The organism is Streptomyces sp. NPDC088733 (genome assembly GCF_044751185.1).
In the GTDB taxonomy this organism is placed as follows: Bacteria; Actinomycetota; Actinomycetes; order Streptomycetales; family Streptomycetaceae; genus Actinacidiphila.
In genome coordinates, this window is sequence record NZ_JBIVLH010000029.1 from 47,413 (window position 1) to 67,508 (window position 20,096).

Below are 20,096 nucleotides of genomic sequence, written 5' to 3' on the forward strand. Positions count from 1 at the left end.
GCATAGTTTTCCCCTATGGACATCGGCCGGGGCTGGCTATCCTCCGCCTGTGACGCTGACCTTGCCCGGGTTGCGGGCGTTCGTCGCGGTGGCGCGCACGGGATCGTTCTCGGCGGCCGCGCGGATGCTCCAGGTACGCCAGCCGACCGTCAGCGAGTCGGTGCGCCGGCTGGAGGCGGCGGCGGGGCAGCCGCTGCTGCTGCGCACGCGTGAGCACGTCCGGCCCACCGCCTTCGGCCGCCGGATACTCGCCCACGCGATGGCGGCCGTCGACGCGGCCGACGAGCTGGAGGGGCTGCTGGGCGGGGCCCCGCGGCCGTTCACGGTCGGCTTCCTCGGGGAGGCGGCGGCCGGCAGGACGCGGGAGCTGCTGCGGGCGGTGGAGGCTCGGGTCGCCGGTGACGTGCGGCTGCGCCGCTACGACGTCGACGAACCGTCGTGCGGGCTGCTCACCGGGCAGTCCGATCTGGCCATCGTGTGGCCGCCGTTGGACGCGCCGGGGCTGGAGATGGTGACGATCGCGACCGACCGGCGCTGCGTGGCGCTGCCGGCGAGCGATCCGCTCGCCCGCCGCGCCGAGGTCGCCCCGGAGGAGCTGGGCGGCCGCGTGTGGGTGCTGCCGAGGACCGCCGACGCGGCGTACTCCGGCTTCCGGCACCCTGCCGCTGTGGGGGTCGCGGACGTGGCCGGGACGGTCCTGTCCGGGTCGCTGGAGGAGACGCTGGAGCTCGTGGCGGCGGGCCGGGGCTGCGCCCTGGCCAGTACGTCCACCGACGAGCACTACGCGCGCTCCCATGTGGTGATCGTGCCGCTCGCCGGGGACGTGCGCTGCACGGTGGCGCTGGCCTGGCGGGCGGCGGACCGCAGGCCCGCGGTGCGCGGGGCGGCGGGGGAGGCGGTACGGCTGTTCGGCGCCGGCTGAGCCGTCGCGTACCGTGCCGGGGTCGGGCGAGGGGAGAGAGGGCACGTGGGACGGCTGCACATCTTCGACATGGACGGGACGCTGATCCACGGCTCCTCCGCGAGCATGGAACTCGCCCGGGAGCTGGGCCTGGTGGCCGAGTTCCGCGAGCTGGAGACGGCGCTGGCGGGCAGTGCCATCGACCCGCCCGGCTACGCCGAGCGCGCCTGGGGGATGTACGGGCGGCTGACCGGCGCCCACCTCACGGCGGCCTTCGAGGGCGCCCCGTGGCTCGCGGGGATACGCGAGGTGTGGGCGGACATCGCGGCCCGCGGCGAGCACTGCGCCGTGGTCTCGCTCTCGCCGGACTTCTTCGTACGGCGGCTGCTGGCCTGGGGCGCGCACGAGGTGCGGGCGTCGGCGTTCCCCGAGGTGCCGTTCGCGCCGGACGCTCTGCTCGACCCGTCGGGGATCCTGGTCCCGCAGTCCAAGGTGGCCGCGGCGGACGAGCTGTGCGCCCGGTACGGGGTGAGCCGCGCGGAGTGCGTGGCGTACGGGGACTCGATGTCGGACACCGCGCTCTTCGCCGCGGTTCCGGTCTCGGTGGCCGTCAACGGCGACCACCATGTGAGCGGCCTGGCGACCCACGCCTACGCCGGACGTGATTTGCGGGAAGCATATGCACTCGTCACGGGGTGACCGGCTGAATTCCCCTCGGGCGCGCATGCCGCGGCAATAGGGAACGCACGGCTCCGGGCAGGTCCCGTAGGCGAACGAGCCTAACGGGATTTCTCTTCGCGTTTCCCGTACTTCCGGCTATTTGTCCGTTCGGGCCTATGTGCCTGGCAGGCTCTCCGCGCAGAACGTGTGTCACTGACGGACACCGACCCGGAGAAGCTCGAGGCGAAGCTGATCATGGACGCTCTGACCACGAACGCGGGCGGGCCCGGCAAGGGGGCCGACGCCGACACCGACGGATGGTTCAGCCCCCGAAGGCCGCCCGACGGGCCGCGGCCGCACCACGACGGCACGGCGGGCGGCGCGCGGGCTCCCGGGAGCGGGACTCCCAGCAGACCGGTGCGGCCGATACGCCCGGTGGGCACGGGTGCGGACCGGATGTCCGCGCGACCGGCGACCGCCGCCGGCCCCGCGGGTCACCGCGCGCCCCCGCCCGCCGCGGACCCGCAGCCCCCACCCCCGCCGCACCCGCAGGTCCTGCAGGTCCCGGACGCGCCGCCCCGGGCGGAACCGCGGCCCGCGGAACGGGGGGTGAGCGCGGACGCGGCGCTGATCCGCAGGACGATGGAAACGGTCGCCCCTGTGGCTGACAAAACGACGTCGTATTTCTATGCGCTTTTGTTCATACGCCACCCGGAATTGCGCGAACTCTTCCCGGCGGCGATGGACACCCAGCGGGACCGATTGCTGAAAGCGCTTCTCACCGCGGCCGAACACATTGACGACGCGGAGACGCTCACCGAATACCTGGCCCATCTGGGCCGCGGGCACCGCAAGTACGGCACCCGCCCCGAGCACTACCCCGCGGTCGGCGAATGCCTGATCGGCGCCCTGACGCGCTACGCCGCCGACATCTGGGACGAGGAGGTCGAGGCCGCCTGGGTCCGCGCCTACACCGCGATCTCCCAGATCATGATCGACGCCGCGGCCGCCGACGAGAAGCACGCCCCGGCCTGGTGGCACGCCGAGATCGTCGCGCACGACCTGCGCACCCCCGACATAGCCGTGGTCACCGTCCGGCCCGACCAGCCCTACCCCTTCCTCGCGGGGCAGTACACGACGCTGGAGACCCCCTGGTGGCCCCGGGTGTGGCGGCACTACTCCTTCGCGTCCGCCCCCGGGGCCGACGGCCTGCTGGAGTTCCACGTCAAGGCCGTCCCGGCCGGCTGGGTCAGCAGGGCGCTGGTGCACCGCGCGCAGCCGGGCGACATCCTCCGGCTGGGCCCCCCGTCCGGCTCCATGGTCGTGGACCACAGCGCCGACAACGGCCTGCTCTGCCTCGGCGGCGGCACCGGCATCGCCCCCATCAAGGCGCTGGTGGAGGACGTCGCCGAGCACGGCAGGCGGCGCGCCATGGAGGTCTTCTACGGCGCCCGCAGCGACCACGACCTGTACGACCTCGACACCCTGCTGCGGCTGGACCGCACGCACCCGTGGCTGTCCGTCCGCCCGGTGGTCTCCGAGGGCGGGCCCGGCAGCCTGCACGGGCAGCTGCCGGAGATCGTCCACCAGTACGGCCCCTGGCCGGAGTTCGACGCCTATCTCAGCGGGCCGCCCGGCATGATCCGCAGGGGCGTGGACAGCCTGCTGCGCAGCGGGATCCCCTCGCAGCGCATCCGCCACGACCTGATCGAGGAACTGGTCGCGGCCGGCGACTGACGCACCCGGGCACCCCCCTCGCCCCCGCCCTCACGAGGAAAAACGTTGCCGCACCACCAGCCGCCCGGATCAGCCCAGGTCGGACGAGAGCAGTCCCAGCACGCCTTCGATGTTGCCATCCAGGTAGTGCCGCAGGGTGAGCGGGACGACCTCCACCGAGGCGAGCCCGACGCGGCTGAAGGGCACGCGCACGATCTCGTACGTCCCCGAGGGTTCGTCCACCTCGGGGCCGTGCCGCCGGGCCGGATCCATGGACGCGAGCCGGCAGACGAAGAAGTGCTGCACCTTCACGCCGTGCGAGCCGTCGCCGGCGATGTGCTCGACGGTGTCGACGAAGGCGGGGACCACATCGGTGACCTTGGCGCCGAGCTCCTCGTCGAGCTCGCGGTGCAGGGCCTCCACCACGGTGGAGTCCTCGGCCTCCACGCCCCCGCCGGGGGTGACCCAGTACGGGTGGAGCCCCGGCTTGGTGCGCTTGATGAGCACGAGGGAGTCGCCGTCCAGCAGGATGGCGCGGGCGGTGCGCTTGACCACGGGCCGGGTGGCCGGCGCGGTCGGCGGAGCGGGTGGGGCGGGTGTTCCGGTGTCCGGGGGCATGCCTGAGATCTGCCGCGGCGCGGGAGGGCGCAAACGCCTCCGGGACGGCGAATCGGAACGCGCAGTTCCCTCGGACGTCACCCGCCGGCCGCCCGGCGCGCGCTCACCAGCCGGCGGCCGCGCGCACGAGCTGCTCGTGCACCCGCGCGATGTGCGGCAGGGCGATCGTCCCGGCGCGCACGGAGACGAAGTAGGTGCGCAGCGGGGGCACCGGCGGCTCCAGCAGCGCGGCGACGGACCCCTCGGCCAGCGCCTCGCCGCACAGGTAGCGCGGCAGCACGGCCATGCCGACCCCGGCCGCCACGCACTCCAGCACCGCCCGCAGGTCCGGCACCACGACCGCGGGCACGATGGCGGGGCTGCTGTCGAAGACCGCCGACCAGTAGTGGTCCAGCAGCGGCATGCCCTCGTCGTAGGAGATCACCGGGACGTCGTCAAGGACGCGCGGCCCGTGGGTGTGCACCGCCTGCGGGCCGCCGATGCGCTCCTGCCAGACGGGCGCGGCGACCAGGATCTGCTCCTCGTCCCACAGCGGGGTGGCGGCCAGCAGCCGGTCGCGCGGGCGGATGGTGCCCAGCGACACGTCGTGGTGGCCCGCGGCGAGACCGGCCAGCCCCTCGTCCTCGCCGGCGAGGGTTATGCGCAGTTGCAGGCCCTCGGCGACCAGCGGGGCCAGGGCGGGCAGGGCGCGCAGCGAGGTGAAGGTGGGCGGCCCGGCGAGGTGGACGGTGCGGTTGCCGGAGTCCTCGGCGAGGTCCCCCTGGGTGATCTCCATGAGGGCGTCGAGATGCGGGGCGACCTTGTGGGCCAGGTCGTTGCCGACCGGTGTGGGGCTGACGCCGCGCGGCAGCCGCAGGAACAGGGGCCGGCCGACCTGCCGTTCGAGGCTGCGGATCTGGCTGGTGACCGCGGGCTGGGACAGGCCCAGCAGCTGGGCGGCCCTGGTGAAGGATCCGGCTCGGTGCACCGTGACGAACGTGCGCAGCAGAGCCAGATCCATGGAACCGCTCCCTTGAAGGGGTTGTCGTGTCCGCAACTATAAATATATCGATAGGTCTGCATCGCAACTGTGATTGGACACTGACGCAGAGTCAACTAGCCTTGTTCGAGCGGATCTCCGCGCGTAAAGCCAGGGTGGTCCGAGCCACGAGGGGGGAGGCTCGGGCCACCCATTCTGCGTAGCGCCGTCTACGTAGATATATCTGTTCCGGGTGAACAGCAGGCGCTACTTGGCGGCATCGAGCGCGTGCAGCACGTCCCGCACGATGTCGGCCGCGTCCTCCACCCCCACCGAGAAGCGGACGAAGCCCTCGGGAACCGCGTCCCCGCCCCAGCGCGCCCGTCGTTCGGCCGTGCTCGTCACGCTGCCGAAGCTGGTCGCCTCGGTCGTCAGCAGCAGCGCGGACAGGAAGCGTTCGGCATGCGCCTTGTCCGGGAGGGTGAAGGAGACGACGCTGCCGAAGCGGCTCATCTGCGCGGCGGCGACGGTGTGCGCCGGGTCCTCCGGGTGCCCGGGGTGGCGCACATCGGTGACCTCGGGCCGCTCCAGCAACGCGGCCGTCAGCGCGAGGGCGTTGGCGGCCTGCCGGTCCACGCGCAGCGCGAGGGTGGACAGCGAGCGGTGCGCGAGCCACGACTCCATCGGGCCCGGGATGGCGCCGACCGTCTTGCGCCACAGCCGCACCTGGGCGGCGAGTTCGGGGCGGCGGGTGGTCACGTAGCCCAGCAGCAGGTCGCCGTGACCGGACAGGGCCTTGGTGCCACTGGCCACGGAGAAGTCCGCGCCGAGGTCGAGCGGGCGCTGACCCAGCGGCGTGGCCAGGGTGTTGTCCACCGCGACCAGCGCGCCCGCGGCGTGCGCCGCGTCGGCCAGCCGCCGGATGTCGCACACGTCGAGGCCCGGGTTGGACGGGGTCTCGATCCACAGCAGCTTCGCGCCCTGGAGCACCTCCGCCTGCGCGTCGCCGGCGGTGGGCGCGAGCCGTACCGCCACCCCGTAGTCCTCCAGGCGGCCCTGGAGGCTCCGGGTGGCCTGGTAGCAGTCCGAGGGGAGCACCACGGTGTCCCCGGTGCGCACCTGGGAGAGCAGTACGGAGGAGATCGCGCCCATGCCGGAGGAGAAGACCAGCGTCTCGGCGTCGGCGTCCGGGGACTCCAGGGCGGAGATCGCCTCTTCCAGCCGGGTCCACGTGGGGTTCTCGTCGCGGCCGTAGGTGTACGGGCCCGTGACGTCGCCCGGCAGGTGGAAGTGCGCGGCGAAGACCGGGCCGGGCAGCGCGGGTTCGTGCGGGCGGGCCTCCGGGCGTCCGGCGTGCACACTGCGCGTGCTGTCCCCCGGCACGTTCTCGTACTCCGTCATCGCGCTCTCCTCGCTCTCCCCGCCGCGTCGGACGTACCGGCGGGCCATGTCGGTGTACGGCCCATCCAACCTGATCAGGGGCTAGGCCCGCGACAGGGCCTCCCGGGCGGCGTTGCCGGCGGCGGCCCCGTAGCGGCCGCCGAAGAGTGCCGCGTGCACCAGCAGGGGGTGCAACTGGTGCAGTGGCACCCGCTCCCGCCGGCCCGGCACCGGGCGCACCTCCTCGTACGCGGCGAGGATCCGCGGCAGCTGCGGGCAGCCGAACAGCTCCAGCATCGCCAGGTCGGCCTCGGGCCGGCCGCCCTGTGCGGCCGGGTCGACGAGCCGGGCGCGGCCGTCGGCGGCGAACAGGACGTTGCCGGACCACAGGTCGCCGTGGATCAGCGCGGGCGGTTCCGGGGGGCCCGCGATCCGCGGCAGCAGGGCGCAGACCCGCTCCACCGCCCGCACATCGGCCCGGGCCATCGACCCGCCGTCGGCGGCCTGGCGCAGAAAGGGCAGCAGGCGGTACTCGGCGTGGAAGGCCGGCCACTGCTCCGGGGCGGCCGGGGGCGTTCCGGCGGGCGACGGCAGGGGGAGCCGGCCGATGAAGCCGGGGCCCGCGGTGCCCCAGGAAGCGGCCCGCACGCCGTGCAGCGCGGCCAGTTCGCGGCCCAGCCGCTCGGCCTGGGACGGGGTGGCGGGCCCGGGCTCGATCCACTCCAGGACCAGGGTGTGCCGGTCGGCCGCCCATACCTCGGGCACCGCGACCGTGCCGGTGGCGGCCAGCAGCCGCAGTCCCGCCGCCTCCGCGGCGAAGAAACCGTCCGGGGCGCCGTCGAGCGTCTTGGCGAAGACCGCCTCGCGGCCGGCGGGGCCGCCGAGGCGGGCCGCGGTGCAGACGGAGCCGCCGCCCAGCGGGACCGGGTCGCCCACGTCGCGGCCCAGCAGGGCCGCCACCCTGGCGCCGAGGCCGCCGGGCCGGTTCACGGCGCCGGGGCGGGCTCGCCGAGGGCGTCGCGCACGTCGGCCAGCAGCCCGTCGGCCGCGGCCTCGCACATCTCCAGGCAGAGCTCGAAGCCGTCCATGTCCCCGTAGTAGGGGTCCGGCACGTCGAGTCCGGTGCCGTCCGCCGGGCCCGCGGCCGCCGGGTCCCAGCTGCGCAGCAGCCGTACCTTGGCGGCGTCCTGCGGGGTCGGCGCGAGGCGCCGCAGGGCCCGCAGGTGCCCGGCGTCCAGAGCGACGACCAGGTCCAGGCCGGCGAACCACTCGGGCTGGAACTGCCGGGCGACGTGGTCGTGCCCGTACCCGGCGGAACGGAGCACGGAGACCGTGCGGTGGTCGGCGCCGTCCCCCTCGTGCCAGGACCCGGTGCCCGCGCTGTCGACCACGACCAGGCCGCCGAGCCCGGCCTCCTCGACGCGGGCGCGGAAGACGTGCTCGGCCATGGGCGACCGGCAGATGTTGCCGGTGCAGACGAAGCACACGCGGAACGGGTCGCGGGACGAGTGAGCGCTCATGGCCTCCATGATGCAGCCGCCGCGCTCAGTCCTCGTCGGGAAGGACCATGTTCAGCGCCCAGGACACGATGCTGATGATCAGACCGCCGAGCACGGCAGCCCAGAAACCGTCGACATGGAAGTCGAGTCCCAGCTTGCCGGACAGCCAGGAGGTCAGCCACAGCATCAGGGCGTTCACCACCAGCGTGAACAATCCCAGGGTGAGGATCAGCAAAGGGAACGAGAGCAGCTTCACCAACGGCTTCACCAGCCAGTTGACCAGGCCGAAGACCAGCGCCACCAGGACCAGGGTGAGTGCCTTGTGCGCGGTGTCGTCACCGGTGAGCGTGATGCTGCCCACGAGCCAGATGGCCACCAGCAGGGCCCCGGCGTTCGCGAGCGTCTTGACGACGAAGTTCATCATGGCTGAGATCGTCGCAGAAGAGATCGCGCAGGCACAGGGGTGCAAGGGAGCGGGCAATTGAAGGTGTTCCGGCTGGACGACCTGGAGGCCGAACGTGCCGCCAACAACGGCGCGTACCTGAGCTTCCTGCGGGAGCGGAACATGTCCGCCGGGCTCTACGCGCTGGGCGCCGGCGAGCTCGACCCGCAGAAACCGCACGGCCAGGACGAGATCTACCTCGTGGTGAGCGGCCGCGCCCTGATCACCGTGGGGGAGGAGACGACGCAGGTCGCGCGGGGCAGCGTGGTCTACGTGCCGGCCCGGGTGCCGCACCGCTTCCACCACGTCAGCGAGGACCTGCGGGTCCTGGTGGTCTTCTCGCCGCCCGAGGGATGAGGGACGTCCCCCCGGTCCCGTAGGGGGACGGTCAGGGACGGATGGGGACCGCCGGGCCTCCGCGCGGGGCCCCCGCGGCCCTAGCCTTGAGCCAAGGACGAAGACGATACGGAGGAGGAAACGGTGAAGCTCTTCGAGGGCGTTCCCTGGTGGGTCAAGTGGATCGCGGTGCCGGTCATCGCGATCGTGGTCTTCGGCGGCATGATCGCCAGCGCCGTCGGCTTCCTGTTCTGGCTGCTGTTCAAGGTGCTGATCTTCGTGGCGCTCGTCGGCGGACTGGTCTTCGTCGTGAAGAAGGTCACCTCGTCGTCGTCCTCGGACTCCCACGACAGGTGGTGACCCCCGCGGGGCCCGGAGACGACCGGACCCCGCGGGAGCGCGCCGCTCAGTCCTTGAGAGGGACGTGCTCGGGGCGCTGCGGCGCCGAGCCATTGGCCGACGGCTCGGCCCCACCGTTCATCTGGGCGAGCAGCTGGCGGGCCAGCCCCAGGCCCGTGCCGCCCATGGTGAGCGCCTTGGCGAACATCTCGGACATGCCGTCCGCGCCGTTGAGCAGCACCATGTGGTCGACGTTCCCGAAGGCGGACGCGCCGGCCCGGACGATCTCCGGCCAGTTCTCGGCCAGTTGCTGGGCGACGACCGCCTCCTGGTTCTCCGCCAGCGCGGCGGCCCTGGCCTTGATCGCCTCGGCCTCCGCCAGACCCCTCGCCCGCGCGGACTCGGCCTCCGCCAGACCGCGCGCCTGGGTGGCCGCGGCCTCGGCCTCACCCGTGGCCCGGGTGGCCGCCGCGCTCGCCTGACCGCTGAGCTTCGTCTGCTCCGCCTGCGCGGCGGCGGCCGACTTCACCCGGTTCGCCTCGGCGATCGCGGCCAGTTCCGTCTCCTTGGCCTTCGCCTCGGCCGCCGAGATCCGCGCGTCGCGCTCGGCCTCGGCCAGCGTCCGCTTCTCGTACGCGGAGGCGTCCGCCGGCTTGCGGACGTCCGCCTGGAGCTGCTGCTCGCGCCGCTGGGCCTCCAGCTCGGCGACCCGGGTCTCCTGCACCACGACCTCCTGCCGGGCCGCGGCCTCGGCGAGCGGGCCCGCCTGCCGGGAGGACGCGGTGGCCTTGTCCCGTTCGGCCATGTAACCGGCCTGCAGGATCTGGCTGTCCCGGGTGGCCTCCGCCATACGCGCGGCGGCCTGCTGCTCGGCCTCGGTGGCCATCCGGTCCGCCTCCGCCTGCGCGATGCGCGCGTCGCGGTGGACGGCGGCGGCGTGCGGGGCGGAGAGGTTCTTGATGTACCCGGTCGGGTCGACGATCTCGTGGATCTGCAACGAGTCGATGATCAGGCCGAGCTTCTCCATCTCCGAGCCCGACGCCGCCCGGGTCTCGGCCGTCAGCCGCTCCCGGTCGCGGATCATCTGCTCCACCGTCAACCCGCCCACAATGGACCGCAGATGACCGGCGAAGACGTTGTGCACCCGCTCGGCCATGAACTTCTGCTGGTCCAGGAAACGCCGTGCGGCGTTGGCGATCGACACGAAGTCGTCGCCGACCTTGAAGATGACCACGCCGTGCACCTTGAGCGGGATGCCCTGCTGGGTGACGCAGTCCACGTTCAGCTCGGCCTCGTTGAGGTCGAGCGACAGCTTCCGCACCACCTGGACGCCGGGCATCACCAGCGTTCCGCGACCGGTGACGACGCGGAACCCCATCCCCTCCCCGACCCCGTCCGCACGGTGCTTGGAACCCGAGATGACCAGGGCCTCGTTCGGCTCGGCAACCCGCCACATGAGCCGGAACAGCACGATCACCACAATGATTGCGACGAGCACCGCGCCCGCCGCGACGCCGATCACCATCGGCACACGCCCCCTTACGATTGGCCCCGAGCGGGGCCGCGTACGGGAGTGTGCGCCTGCGCAAGTCACGCCGAAAGATCCTGGCGGATCCTTGTCGCATTCTTGATACGAAGCCGCCCTGACCCGTCCCCGTCTCGTCCCCGGCCCCGTCAGCCGTAGGCGGGCGCGACGTACACGGTCCGTGGCGGCAGATACTCCACGACCACCACGACCGTGCCCTTCCCGATGCTCTCCCCCTCGGTCGCCGGATACGCGAGGAAGGCCTCCGCACCCCCGCGGACCTGCACGATCACCTCGCCGACCAGCCCCGGGCCCACGGCCCCGGTCACCCTCCCCTGGAGCCCGACCACCCCGTCCACCCCCGTACTTCAGGAACTCACCGTGCCCGGCGCCGGCGGCGCCCGCCGCCCGTGGGGACAGTGTCCCTCCCGGAGCGGTCCGCCGACACCACCAGCGCGGCCAGCGCGGTCGTCAGCGGCACGGCCACCACCAGCCCGATGCTGCCGACCAGGGTCCGGACGATCTCCTCCGCCACCAACTCGCTGCCCGCCACCGCCAGCACGCCGCGCTGCGCGATGGAGAACAGCAGCAGCAGGGGCAGCGCGGCGCCCGCGTACGCCAGCACAAGGGTGTTGACGACCGAGGCGATGTGGTCGCGCCCGATGCGCATCGCCGCCCGGTACAACTTGTGCCAACTGGCGCCCGGATCGGCGTCCCGGAGCTCCCACACGGCCGAGGTCTGGGTGACCGTCACGTCGTCCAGCACACCGAGCGATCCGATCACGATCCCCGCCAGCAGCAGGCCGTGGATCTCGATGCCCGGGTAGAGGTCGTGGATCAGCCCGGTCTCGTCCGAGGTGTTGCCGCTGAGCACCGCCCAGTCGATGAACACCGAGCCCAGCAGCGCGATCAGCAGCAGCGAGCAGAGCGTGCCGAGGACGGCCACCGAGGTACGGGCGTTGAGGCCGTGGCACATGTAGAGCGCGATCAGCATGATCGCGCTGCCGCCGATGACCGCCACCAGCAGCGGGTCGCTGCCGTGCAGGATCGCCGGGAGGATGAACAGCGTCAGCACCGCGAAGCTGACGATCAGCGCCGCCAGCGCCAGGAACCCGCGCAGCCGCCCGACCACGACCACCGCCGCCGCGAAGAGCCCGGCCAGCAGCCACAGCGGCAGCGCCCGGTCCACATCGGTGACCGAGTACTGCAACTCCTTCGGCGCGCCGGGCGCGTAGGACAGCAGGACCTTCTGCCCCTCGGTGTAGTGCCGGGTCTGGGTCGGCTGCACGATCTCGGTGAAGGTACGGCCGGTGTCCTTGCCCGAGGTGACGCGGATGGTCGCCCGCTCGCAGATCGACGGGGTCTTCGGCGGGGCCGCGCCGGGGCCGCCGGTGTTCGGCTCCGCGTTCACGTCCGCGCACTTGACGTTCTCCACCCGCACCACCCGGCCCGACTGCGTCTGCTGGTCGAACCCGACGCCCGAGCGCTTGTGGGCCGGCACCCCGTTCGGCCAGAGCACCACCAGCCCGACCACCACCGCGGCGACGAACGGGATCAGCACCGCGGCGATCACCTTCCGCAGATGCCGGGAGACCGGCGGCACCGGACCGTGGCCATGGCCGTGACTGTGGCCGTGACTGTGCCCGTGACCGGGGCCGTGGGCGTGGCCGTTGCCGGGGCCGGGGGGCTGCGCATGAGGGGAGTCCACGCGCCGATCATCCCAAGGCCCACTGGTGCGCGCCGGAGAAGACCCGCTAGCGTGGTCGCACCTTTGCACACCGCGGGAGCTCGGAGCACCGGGCTGAGAGGGCGCTGACCGGCCGAGGGCCACCAGCTGCGCCGACCGCTGAACCTGTTACCGGGTAATGCCGGCGTAGGGAGTGGGTCTCATGACCATGCAGGATGCACGCGCGCGCGAAATCGGCTGGCACAAGGGCTACGTGACCGGGTCCCGCCCGGACATCGAGGTACCTGTCCGCCGGGTGCACCTGACCAACGGCCAGGACGTGACGCTGTACGACACGTCCGGCCCGTACACCGACCCGAACGTGACCACCGACGTCCGCCGCGGCCTTTCGCCGCTGCGGGAGAACTGGATCGTCGCCCGCGGCGACACCGAGGAGTACCCCGGCCGCCCCGTCCGCCCCGAGGACGACGGCCTCAAGCACACGTCACCCCGCGGCGGGCTGCGCAACCTGGACGCCGTCTTCCCCGGCCGCCCGCGTCTGCCGCGGCGCGGACGCGGCGGGCAGCCGGTCACCCAGCTCGCGTACGCCCGGCGCGGCGAGATCACCCCGGAGATGGAGTTCGCCGCGATCCGCGAGAACGTCGCCCCCGAGGTCGTCCGCGAGGAGATCGCGGCGGGCCGGGCGGTGCTGCCGGCGAACGTCAACCACCCGGAGATCGAGCCGATGGTCATCGGCAAGCGGTTCCTGGTCAAGGTCAACGCCAACATCGGCAACTCCGCGGTGACCTCCTCCATCGAGGAGGAGGTGGAGAAGATGACCTGGGCGACCCGCTGGGGCGCCGACACGGTCATGGACCTGTCCACCGGCCGCAACATCCACACCACCCGCGAATGGGTGCTCCGCAACTCCCCCGTCCCCATCGGCACCGTTCCCCTCTACCAGGCCCTGGAGAAGGTCGACGGCAAGGCCGAGGAGCTGACCTGGGAGATCTACAAGGACACGGTCGTCGAGCAGGCCGAACAGGGCGTCGACTACATGACCGTCCACGCGGGCGTCCTGCTGCGGTACGTCCCGCTCACCGCCCGCCGCAAGACCGGCATCGTCTCCCGCGGCGGCTCGATCATGGCGGCCTGGTGCCTCGCCCACCACAAGGAGAGCTTCCTCTACGAGCACTTCGAGGAGCTCTGCGAGATCCTCGCCGCCTACGACGTCACCTACTCCCTGGGCGACGGCCTGCGCCCCGGCTCCATCGCGGACGCCAACGACGAGGCGCAGTTCGCGGAGCTGCGCACGCTCGGCGAGCTCAACTCCGTCGCCAAGCGGCACGGCGTGCAGACCATGATCGAGGGGCCGGGGCACGTCCCGATGCACAAGATCAAGGAGAATATCGACCTCCAGCAGGAGATCTGCGAGGAGGCGCCGTTCTACACCCTCGGCCCGCTGACCACCGACATCGCGCCCGCCTACGACCACATCACCTCCGGCATCGGCGCCGCGATGATCGCCTGGTGGGGCACGGCGATGCTCTGCTACGTCACGCCCAAGGAGCACCTGGGCCTGCCCGACCGCGACGACGTCAAGACCGGCGTCATCACGTACAAGATCGCCGCCCACGCGGCCGACCTCGCCAAGGGCCACCCCGGCGCCCAGGACTGGGACGACGCCCTGTCCGACGCCCGCTTCGAGTTCCGCTGGGAGGACCAGTTCAACCTGGCCCTCGACCCGGACACGGCACGGGCCTTCCACGACGAGACCCTGCCGGCGGAGCCGGCGAAGACGGCGCACTTCTGCTCGATGTGCGGCCCGAAATTCTGCTCCATGAAGATCTCCCAGGACATCCGGCGGCAGCACGGCGGCACGGCCGAGGAGATCGAGGCCGGCATGGCGGAGAAGTCGGCAGAGTTCGCCGCGGCGGGCAACCGGGTGTACCTGCCGCTCGCGGAGACGGGCGGCAGTTCGGCCGGCTGACCGGGCCGCCTCAGCGGAGAGGGGCCGACCAGGCCACCAGTCCTGGCCGGCCCGCCTCCTTGAAACCCACCGCGAACGGCTTGTCGCCGTCGTCCGTCACCAGGTGGATGCTGCACTCCGTCACGCTGCCGCCCGGCGGGATCGTCCGGGCGACCCAGTCGGACGGACAACCCGGGATCTTCGTGTCGAGGACGAGGGGGGTCTTCCCCGGGATCTGCCGACCGCTCTCGGTGAGCAGGCGGACGTCGCCGGCCTGGTCGGTGTAGAGGTCTTTCGACCCGGTGTTGGTGTAGGTGACCGACGCGTAGTACGGGATGCCGCGCCGCTCGTTCTCGTTGAGGTCGAGGTCCAGGTGCGCGAGATCGGCCGGTCTGCCCCGGCGTACGGACACCAGCGTGGCGGGCAGTTCGAGGACGCCGTCCTCGTCGGCGTCCCACCGGACGGGGATGATGTCGCCCGGCTCCGCCAGCCCGGCGGACGCCGCCTCGAGGCCGCCCTCGACGGGCCACGTGGCGACCGCGCCACCCTCGTCGAGGTAGCCGTCGGCGTTGTGCGTCAGCGACAGCACGCCGACGCCCTCGGGCAGCGCATAGGTCACGCAGGTGGTGTACGAGTCGCCGGGTGCCAATGTCTTCGGGGCGGTGTCCGCGCAGGGCAGGTCGATCCCGCCCGGCCTGCCGCCGCTGATCCAGACCTTCTCCCCGCGCGCCCAGTCGGTGCCGTTCAGGGCGAAGTGGCTGTACACCATGGAGGCGGCGGGGATCGTCCTCCGGCCGGTGTTGGTGACCTCGAAGGTGAGGTAGTGGGGGACCCGGTCCTCCAGCCCCTCGTCCACGCGCGCGCCCCGCATGTCCTTCTCCGAGCCCCGGACCAGGCTCTTGACCGTGATCCTGACCTCGTACGACCGGTGCTTGGTGTCCGTGTGGACGACGTCCCGCGCGCCGGTCCGCACCGGCAGGTCCGTCCAGGAGGCGGGCCGCCCCTCGGCTCGCTCCACGGCCCCGCCCGCGTCCTGTTCCCCCGTGCACCCGGCGAGGAGGGGTATCGCCGCCGCGCCCATGGCGGCCTTTCTGACGTAGCTGGACAGGCGCATGGATTCCCCTTGCCGCACGATGGTCCGGATCCGCCGGAGGACTGACGCATCGTAGGACGTCACAGCGGAGGCAGGTGCCGGGCCTGGGGCGTGACGCTCCGCACGGAAGCGCACGGTACGGCCCCCGCCCCCGCGGTGACGCGGGGGCGGGGGCCGGGGGCGGTCAGTTGGGGGCGTGGTCGGGGCCGCCGTAGTCCGGACTGGAGTAGTCGGGGCTGGAGAAGTCGGGACTGGTGAACCGGTGCCCGGGTTCCGGGGAGGACTCGGGGCCGGGGCTGGAGAAGTCGGGGCGGGAGTAACCCAGGCGCGGCATGCGGTGGTTGCCGTTGCCGCTCTGGCGGTCCGGCGGGGGCGGGGCGGAGCCCGCGGCCTTGGCCAGGGCGGCGTCGATGAAGGGCTGGAGGCCGCGTTCCAGCAGGGCCCGGCGCCAGACCTCGCGGGCCGCGGCGATCTCGGGCGGTTCGTCGGGTGGGCGGTCGGCCTGGTCGGTGGAACTGTTGCGCAGGGCCGTGAGGAGCAGCCCGATCATGCCGACGACGATGCCGCACGCGGCGACCGCCGCGAAGAGCCAGCCGGCCTGGCGCAGGGGGGCGGCGATGTCCGGCTCGGAGTGGCCGAGCGCCAGGGCGTAGCCCAGGACCAGGAAGATCACGGCGGCGGTGCCGGCGAGGACGGGTGTGAGGACGGCGACGATCGCGAACAGCCCGGCGCCCGAACCGTCGGCGACGCCCGGTGCGGCCGCGGCGTAGCCGATGCCGGAGACGGCGGCGACCTGCTGTTCGCGGCGTTGCTCGGACAGCGCCTCGCGGGCCTTGACGTAACTCTCGTACTCCGGTGCCGCGCAGGCGGATATGGGCGCGGCGGCGCTGAGCGCCATGGTGCGCAACTGCTCGGTGTTGAGCGCGTTCCGGGCGGCCGCGAGGGCGGCCCGGGTGCCTTCCGAGTGCAGTGCCGCGTCGAGGACGCGCTCGAACTCCGGGCGGTCCTCGGTGAGCAGATGTGGAGCGCTGTTCATGTGCATCCCCCGATGCTCCGTCTCCGGTGCCGCCCCGAAGTCCGCGCTGGAGTTCCGGACCGGCTGGGCGGAAGCGGAGGAGAAGCTGCCTACGGATAACCCGATGGTAGAGCGCGGAGGTGACGGGGTGACAGAGTGTTTCCGGAAAATGGGGGTTTCGGGGGCTACAACGGCAGGCGCGCGACCAGGAGTTTGCCCTCCATCGTCACTCCGCCGTCCATGGCCACCGCGAGGTCGTCGGCGTAGACGTGCGGTCCTTCGACGACGGCGGTCCGGTCGGGGGAGTCCGCCGCGTGCTCGCCGCCGGGCTCGCCGAGCAGGTACGGGATGGGGCTGTGGCCGTGCACGACCCGGCGGCCGCCGTAGGTGCCGAGCAGTTCCCGGGCCGCCTGCGCCCCGTCCTCGCCGCGGAAGGCGAAGCGGCGGGTGAACTTGCGGAAGAGCTCCCAGCACTCGTCGGCGTCGCCGCGCTGGAGGATGCCGGTGACCGCGTCGTTCATGGCGTCGATGGTCTCGCCGTACTCCAGATAGGCGGTGGTGTCGGAGTGCAGCAGGAGGTGGTCGTCGGCGAGGGCGGCCGCGTCCAGCCGGGACATCCAGGCGATGTGGTGGTCCTCCAGCCGCTCCATGTCGCTGGTCTGGCCGCCGTTGAGGCGCCAGGCGGCCAGGAAGGTGGCGGTGCCGGCGGCGGAGTTGACCGGGGTGTCGCCGAAGCGGTGGGCGCCGTAGAGCAGCAGCTCGTGGTTGCCCATGAGGGCGCGGGTGTAGCCGCCGGCCGCTGCCGCCTCCGCGGACAGCTGCATGACCAGGTCGATGACGCCGACGCCGTCCGGGCCGCGGTCGGTGAAGTCGCCGAGGAACCACAGGCGGGCGTTGCCTGCCGCCCAGTGGCCTTCGGCGTCGATCAGCCCGATCGCGTAGAGGGCCTCGCAGAGCTCGCCGAGGTAGCCGTGGACGTCTCCGACGACGTAGAGCGGGCCGAGCGGCGGTTCGTCGGACGCGCCGATGACCGGGAGGTCGCGCTGGGTGGGCGTGTACTCCTCGGGGAGCGGCACCTCCTCCACGAGCGTGGGCTCGTAGCCGGACTGCGGGCCGGGAGGCGCCGGTGGCGCGCTCTGGGCCGCGGCCTCCGCGCCGTGCGGACGCCCGCCGGACCCCGTGCCGAGCACGGGTCCCTGACCTGCCCCCTGAGTCATCGAACCCTCCACCGTCGCGCCACCATCCGCCCATCATAGGAATGACGATGTCGCGGCGTGACACACCTGGTGATAGCGATTTCATCTGGTCCGGACAAATCCCCCCGGGGCGGGCTCATCGCGCCCCGGAGGATACGGCTCCGCCCGGACGGGCTCCGGGGTCCGCCACCGCGTTCCCGACCCCTCCGCCTCCCGCACCGCTCATCCCTGGGAGGGCCCGCGCGGCGGGTTCACCGTGGTGCGGGGGGAGCGCCGCTGGGAGGAGGTGCGGACGATGAGGTCGGTCGGCATGACCTGCTGGACGGGCCGGCCGCCGTCCACGCCCTCGATGGCGTCGATGAGCAGTTGGACGACGGCGGTGCCGATGCGCCCGGGTTTGAGGGAGAGCGTGGTGATGGGCGGCTCGGTGGCCGCGTAGACCATGCTCTCGCTGCAGCACACCAGCAGCAGGTCCTCCGGGACGCGCAGTCCGTAGCGGCGGGCGGCGGCCAGCAGGTCGGTGCCGTTGGGGTCGAAGAGGCCGTAGACCGCGTCGGGCCGGTCGGGGCGGGCGAGCAGCCGGTCGGCGGCGACGGCCCCGGCGCAGGGGTCGTGGGCCGGGTAGGACTCGACCACCGGTTCCTGCCCGACGCGCTTGCACCAGCTCAAGTAGGCGCTGGTGGACAGCCGGGTGTAGGTGTCTGTGCTGGTGCCGGTGAGGAGGCCGATCCGGCGGGCGCCGGCGTCCGCGAGGTGCTCCAGGATGCCGAGCACGGCGGCCTCGTGGTCGTTGTCGACCCAGGCCTGGACGGGCAGGCTGCCGGCCGGACGGCCGTCGCTGACCACGGGGATGCCCTGCCGGACCAGTTCGGTGACCATCGGGTCGTGGTCGGAGGGGTCGATCACGACGGTGCCGTCGAGCGCCACGTTGCTCCACACGTCGTGGCGGGAGGAGGCGGGCAGGATGACGAGGGCGTAGCCGCGGGCGAGCGCGGCGGAGGTGGCGGCCCTGGCCATCTCGGCGAAGTAGGCGAACTCGGTGAAGGTGAAAGGTTCTTCCCCGTAGGTCGTCACGGTCAGCCCGATGAGCCCCGACCGGCCGGTCCGCAGCGTGCGGGCGGCGGCCGAGGGGCGGTAGCCCAGCCGGTCGGCGACCTCGCGGACATGTGCGCGGGTGGCGTCGGGCAGCCGGCCCTTGCCGTTGAGCGCGTCGGAGACAGTGGTGATCGAGACACCGGCCGCGGCGGCCACGTCCCTGATGCCCGCCCGCTCCAGCCGGCGTCCGACGGGCCGGTTCGCCTGGTGGTTCCCTGCTGCTGTCATGGCGTGGTGATAGTAGGGCTCGGGTGGTCCGTTCGCGGGGGGCCCGCGTGGCGCATTGACAGAGACGTTTCTGCGTTCCGAGGTCCGGCGCAGGGCCTTGAATGCGCAGGTCGCATCAGGTTTCGACCCGCGGATGCCCGACCGGCCGGCGGGATCGCGGGGGCATTGCCCCCTGGTCCGAAGCGGCATCAACTCACCCCTACGAGGGATGCGCGCCACCGCGCGCGCTACCGGCGCGCATCCGCTTCGCCCAGCACGCCATCGGGGCCGGGCGCCCCTTGTTTCTCGCGTGCATCAGGGCCTCCCCAGAGCGCTGGGCCGCTCGTATGGTGTGGGCATGAACCCCCGACTGCGCCGCGAACTGGACGGTATCCCCACCTACAAGCCGGGTCGACCCCCGGCGGTGGAGGACGGCGTGACGGCTTACAAGCTGTCCTCCAACGAGAACCCCTACCCGCCGCTGCCCGGTGTCCTCGAGGCGGTCACGGCCGCCGCGGGGAGTTTCAACCGCTATCCCGACATGGCCTGCACCGCGCTCCAGACCGAGCTGGCGGCCCGTTTCGGCGTTCCCGTGGAGCACATCGCGACCGGTACCGGATCGGTCGGCGTGGCCCAGCAGTTGCTGCAGATCACCTCCGGCCCCGGCGACGAGGTCGTCTACGCCTGGCGGTCCTTCGAGGCCTATCCGATCATCACGCAGATCAGCGGGGCCTCCGCGGTGCCGGTCCCGCTGGACGCCGAGGAGCGGCACGACCTGGACGCGATGGCGGACGCGATCACCGACCGCACGCGGCTGATCTTCGTCTGCAACCCCAACAACCCCACCGGCACCGTGGTCCACCGTGCCGCGCTGGAGCGCTTCCTGGACCGCGTCCCCTCCGATGTGCTGGTCGTCCTGGACGAGGCGTACAAGGAGTTCATCCGCGACCCTGAGGTGCCCGACGGCGTCGAGGTCTACCGGGACCGCCCCAATGTCGCCGTGCTGCGCACCTTCTCCAAGGCCTACGGCCTGGCCGGCCTGCGGGTCGGCTTCGCGATCGCGCAGGAGCCGGTGGCGGAGGCGCTGCGCAAGACCGCCGTCCCGTTCGGTGTCAGCCAGCTCGCCCAGGACGCGGCGGTGGCCTCGCTGCGGGCCGAGGAGGCGCTGCTGGACCGGGTGGAAGCGCTGGTCGCCGAGCGGGCCCGGGTGTACGAGGGGCTGACCGCCCAGGGCTGGACGGTCCCGGCGACGCAGGCCAACTTCGTCTGGCTGCGGCTGGCGGAGCACACGGCGGACTTCGCGGCCCGGTGCGAGAGCGCGGGGGTCACGGTGCGGCCGTTCGCCGGTGAGGGTGTGCGGATCACGATCGGTGAGACCGGTGCCAACGACGTGCTGCTCCGTACGGCCGAGGCCTTCCGCAAGGAGCTGTAGCGGACCGCTGACGGCCGTCACCGTGCCGGGGTTCGTCCCGCGGCCCTGA

At 72.6% G+C, this 20,096-nt stretch carries 20 protein-coding genes and 1 riboswitch; of the genes, 7 read left to right on the forward strand and 13 right to left on the reverse strand.

Annotated features, from left to right (window positions below):
• Nucleotides 1–49 precede the first annotated feature (49 nt).
• The 3 genes from ACIP64_RS35530 (at nt 50) to ACIP64_RS35540 (ending at nt 3,298) form a co-directional block, all read left to right on the forward strand.
• Nucleotides 50–922 (forward strand): LysR family transcriptional regulator, encoded by an 873-nt coding sequence (locus ACIP64_RS35530; protein ID WP_401595281.1) that lies wholly within the window; start codon nt 50–52, stop codon nt 920–922.
• Nucleotides 923–967: 45 nt separating this feature from the next.
• Nucleotides 968–1,600, forward strand: coding sequence for an HAD family hydrolase (locus ACIP64_RS35535; RefSeq protein ID WP_401595284.1), 633 nt, complete (start codon nt 968–970; stop codon nt 1,598–1,600).
• Between the two features lie 216 nt (nt 1,601–1,816).
• A complete protein-coding gene (locus ACIP64_RS35540; protein ID WP_401595429.1) occupies nt 1,817–3,298 on the forward strand; it encodes a globin domain-containing protein in 1,482 nt (493 codons plus the stop codon).
• A gap of 69 nt (nt 3,299–3,367) precedes the next feature.
• On the opposite strand, the gene ACIP64_RS35545 is transcribed toward ACIP64_RS35540, so the two are convergent.
• The 6 genes from ACIP64_RS35545 to ACIP64_RS35570 form a co-directional block, all read right to left on the reverse strand.
• Entirely contained in the window at nt 3,368–3,895 is a 528-nt protein-coding gene (locus tag ACIP64_RS35545) for an NUDIX hydrolase (protein ID WP_360904420.1), read from the reverse strand.
• 103 nt (nt 3,896–3,998) lie between these two features.
• A complete protein-coding gene (locus ACIP64_RS35550; protein WP_401595286.1) occupies nt 3,999–4,895 on the reverse strand; it encodes a LysR family transcriptional regulator in 897 nt (298 codons plus the stop codon).
• A 225-nt stretch (nt 4,896–5,120) separates the two neighbouring features.
• Nucleotides 5,121–6,254 carry a cystathionine gamma-lyase gene (locus ACIP64_RS35555; RefSeq protein ID WP_401595288.1) on the reverse strand — a complete coding sequence of 378 codons (1,134 nt, stop codon included), beginning with the start codon at nt 6,252–6,254 and terminating at the stop codon, nt 5,121–5,123.
• An 81-nt stretch (nt 6,255–6,335) separates the two neighbouring features.
• On the reverse strand, nt 6,336–7,223 hold the full coding sequence (locus ACIP64_RS35560; RefSeq protein WP_401595291.1) for a fructosamine kinase family protein: 888 nt from the start codon (nt 7,221–7,223) through the stop codon (nt 6,336–6,338).
• Nucleotides 7,220–7,753, reverse strand: coding sequence for a low molecular weight protein-tyrosine-phosphatase (locus tag ACIP64_RS35565; protein WP_401595294.1), 534 nt, complete (start codon nt 7,751–7,753; stop codon nt 7,220–7,222). The genes ACIP64_RS35560 and ACIP64_RS35565 overlap by 4 nt, the downstream gene beginning before the upstream one ends.
• A gap of 25 nt (nt 7,754–7,778) precedes the next feature.
• Nucleotides 7,779–8,156 carry a phage holin family protein gene (locus ACIP64_RS35570; RefSeq protein ID WP_360904405.1) on the reverse strand — a complete coding sequence of 126 codons (378 nt, stop codon included), beginning with the start codon at nt 8,154–8,156 and terminating at the stop codon, nt 7,779–7,781.
• Between the two features lie 57 nt (nt 8,157–8,213).
• Between ACIP64_RS35570 and ACIP64_RS35575 the strand changes: the two genes are divergently transcribed.
• Both ACIP64_RS35575 and ACIP64_RS35580 read left to right on the forward strand, forming a co-directional pair.
• The gene (locus tag ACIP64_RS35575; RefSeq protein WP_360904402.1) at nt 8,214–8,531 is read left to right on the forward strand and encodes a cupin domain-containing protein; all 318 of its coding nucleotides are present in this window, start codon (nt 8,214–8,216) and stop codon (nt 8,529–8,531) included.
• 123 nt (nt 8,532–8,654) lie between these two features.
• The gene (locus tag ACIP64_RS35580) at nt 8,655–8,870 is read left to right on the forward strand and encodes a DUF5326 family protein (RefSeq protein ID WP_401595297.1); all 216 of its coding nucleotides are present in this window, start codon (nt 8,655–8,657) and stop codon (nt 8,868–8,870) included.
• A gap of 46 nt (nt 8,871–8,916) precedes the next feature.
• On the opposite strand, the gene ACIP64_RS35585 is transcribed toward ACIP64_RS35580, so the two are convergent.
• From ACIP64_RS35585 to ACIP64_RS35595, 3 genes are all read right to left on the reverse strand, one after another.
• Complete coding sequence (locus ACIP64_RS35585; protein WP_401595300.1) at nt 8,917–10,374, reverse strand: SPFH domain-containing protein; 1,458 nt, start codon at nt 10,372–10,374, stop codon at nt 8,917–8,919.
• A gap of 149 nt (nt 10,375–10,523) precedes the next feature.
• The gene (locus tag ACIP64_RS35590) at nt 10,524–10,724 is read right to left on the reverse strand and encodes a hypothetical protein (RefSeq protein WP_360905116.1); all 201 of its coding nucleotides are present in this window, start codon (nt 10,722–10,724) and stop codon (nt 10,524–10,526) included.
• A 26-nt stretch (nt 10,725–10,750) separates the two neighbouring features.
• Nucleotides 10,751–12,082 carry a YibE/F family protein gene (locus tag ACIP64_RS35595; RefSeq protein ID WP_401595302.1) on the reverse strand — a complete coding sequence of 444 codons (1,332 nt, stop codon included), beginning with the start codon at nt 12,080–12,082 and terminating at the stop codon, nt 10,751–10,753.
• A 62-nt stretch (nt 12,083–12,144) separates the two neighbouring features.
• A riboswitch (TPP riboswitch) is annotated at nt 12,145–12,272 on the forward strand.
• Between ACIP64_RS35595 and thiC the strand changes: the two genes are divergently transcribed.
• Nucleotides 12,264–14,030, forward strand: a complete 1,767-nt coding sequence (gene thiC / locus ACIP64_RS35600) for a phosphomethylpyrimidine synthase ThiC (RefSeq protein ID WP_401595305.1) — start codon at nt 12,264–12,266, stop codon at nt 14,028–14,030. (Overlaps the previous riboswitch by 9 nt.)
• Nucleotides 14,031–14,040: 10 nt before the next feature.
• On the opposite strand, the gene ACIP64_RS35605 is transcribed toward thiC, so the two are convergent.
• The 4 genes from ACIP64_RS35605 to ACIP64_RS35620 form a co-directional block, all read right to left on the reverse strand.
• Complete coding sequence (locus tag ACIP64_RS35605; RefSeq protein ID WP_401595308.1) at nt 14,041–15,123, reverse strand: hypothetical protein; 1,083 nt, start codon at nt 15,121–15,123, stop codon at nt 14,041–14,043.
• Nucleotides 15,124–15,286: 163 nt separating this feature from the next.
• Nucleotides 15,287–16,144, reverse strand: coding sequence for a hypothetical protein (locus ACIP64_RS35610; protein WP_401595310.1), 858 nt, complete (start codon nt 16,142–16,144; stop codon nt 15,287–15,289).
• Nucleotides 16,145–16,302: 158 nt separating this feature from the next.
• Nucleotides 16,303–17,334 carry a metallophosphoesterase gene (locus ACIP64_RS35615; RefSeq protein ID WP_401595313.1) on the reverse strand — a complete coding sequence of 344 codons (1,032 nt, stop codon included), beginning with the start codon at nt 17,332–17,334 and terminating at the stop codon, nt 16,303–16,305.
• Between the two features lie 201 nt (nt 17,335–17,535).
• Complete coding sequence (locus ACIP64_RS35620) at nt 17,536–18,636, reverse strand: LacI family DNA-binding transcriptional regulator (RefSeq protein ID WP_401595315.1); 1,101 nt, start codon at nt 18,634–18,636, stop codon at nt 17,536–17,538.
• Between the two features lie 337 nt (nt 18,637–18,973).
• Between ACIP64_RS35620 and hisC the strand changes: the two genes are divergently transcribed.
• Nucleotides 18,974–20,047, forward strand: a complete 1,074-nt coding sequence (gene hisC, locus ACIP64_RS35625) for a histidinol-phosphate transaminase (protein WP_401595317.1) — start codon at nt 18,974–18,976, stop codon at nt 20,045–20,047.
• Nucleotides 20,048–20,096: the final 49 nt, after the last annotated feature.

Coding starts and splice junctions, on each gene's coding strand:
- ACIP64_RS35620 (WP_401595315.1), bottom strand. CDS start 18,636: ATGACAGCAGCAGGGAACCACCAGGCGAACCGGCCCGTCGGACGCCGG.
- ACIP64_RS35610 (WP_401595310.1), bottom strand. CDS start 16,144: ATGCACATGAACAGCGCTCCACATCTGCTCACCGAGGACCGCCCGGAG.
- ACIP64_RS35550 (WP_401595286.1), bottom strand. CDS start 4,895: ATGGATCTGGCTCTGCTGCGCACGTTCGTCACGGTGCACCGAGCCGGA.
- ACIP64_RS35565 (WP_401595294.1), bottom strand. CDS start 7,753: ATGAGCGCTCACTCGTCCCGCGACCCGTTCCGCGTGTGCTTCGTCTGC.
- thiC (WP_401595305.1), top strand. CDS start 12,264: ATGACCATGCAGGATGCACGCGCGCGCGAAATCGGCTGGCACAAGGGC.
- ACIP64_RS35540 (WP_401595429.1), top strand. CDS start 1,817: ATGGACGCTCTGACCACGAACGCGGGCGGGCCCGGCAAGGGGGCCGAC.
- ACIP64_RS35555 (WP_401595288.1), bottom strand. CDS start 6,254: ATGACGGAGTACGAGAACGTGCCGGGGGACAGCACGCGCAGTGTGCAC.
- ACIP64_RS35615 (WP_401595313.1), bottom strand. CDS start 17,334: ATGACTCAGGGGGCAGGTCAGGGACCCGTGCTCGGCACGGGGTCCGGC.
- ACIP64_RS35545 (WP_360904420.1), bottom strand. CDS start 3,895: ATGCCCCCGGACACCGGAACACCCGCCCCACCCGCTCCGCCGACCGCG.
- ACIP64_RS35605 (WP_401595308.1), bottom strand. CDS start 15,123: ATGCGCCTGTCCAGCTACGTCAGAAAGGCCGCCATGGGCGCGGCGGCG.
- hisC (WP_401595317.1), top strand. CDS start 18,974: ATGAACCCCCGACTGCGCCGCGAACTGGACGGTATCCCCACCTACAAG.
- ACIP64_RS35585 (WP_401595300.1), bottom strand. CDS start 10,374: ATGGTGATCGGCGTCGCGGCGGGCGCGGTGCTCGTCGCAATCATTGTG.
- ACIP64_RS35570 (WP_360904405.1), bottom strand. CDS start 8,156: ATGATGAACTTCGTCGTCAAGACGCTCGCGAACGCCGGGGCCCTGCTG.